At 49.4% G+C, this 680-nt stretch carries 1 pseudogene; it reads right to left on the bottom strand.

The window, feature by feature from the left end:
- Positions 1-680: pseudogene (locus tag B4O97_RS19565) on the bottom strand (hypothetical protein); the annotation flags it as partial.

Raw genomic sequence — 680 nt, 5'->3', positions numbered from 1 at the left:
GCAAGCCGCTCCATGCAGTTGTTCGCGTTCCGGGCGAACTGAACCGTCTCCCGGGTATGGTCGGAGTTGTCTTTGCGAATTTCCCGGTCAAGATAGTTAACACTGAATAAATCGTTTTGCACTGTCCGCGGAAGCTTCGAGTTGATCCTCCGGTGCGTAATGAGTCCTCTTTCCTCCCTGGGAAGATCACACATTACCCGGACGTACTGGGGATGCTCATCGGTAAAGAGTGTAACAGATGATCGTGAACTCTTCTCCCGAAGGTCCAGACTGAAGCGCACTAAATCCTGAAATGACCGATAAATACTGCGTCTGTGTACTGGAAGCCTTTTTTGTATCTGGTGGTTTTTCTTCTTTTGATACTCTGTCATGCGTCCTTTTCGTCGCAAATGGGAATAGTCAGAGGTAAACCAGAACTGGGACTCTTTTCCGGCCAGTAGATTGATGTTGTTGGGAAAGTACTGGGAATAGACAAAGCTCTCGAAGCCGTCTGCTACCAGGTCCTCCTGCAGGGAGATTAACGAGGATAAGGATGCGTGGATCGCAATGGCCTGTCTGGCCATTCTGCTGATGCGGTTATTGACGGTATTGGGAGAGACCCTTAAAAGGCGGGCTGTATCCCGGATGCCGGAGGAGGTAATAAGGTGTGAGAATATCCTCCAATAGGGGACTTTTTTCTT

Source organism: Marispirochaeta aestuarii (assembly GCF_002087085.1).
In the GTDB taxonomy this organism is placed as follows: domain Bacteria; phylum Spirochaetota; class Spirochaetia; order JC444; family Marispirochaetaceae; genus Marispirochaeta; species Marispirochaeta aestuarii.
This window is presented reverse-complemented; position numbering and strand designations above follow the sequence as displayed.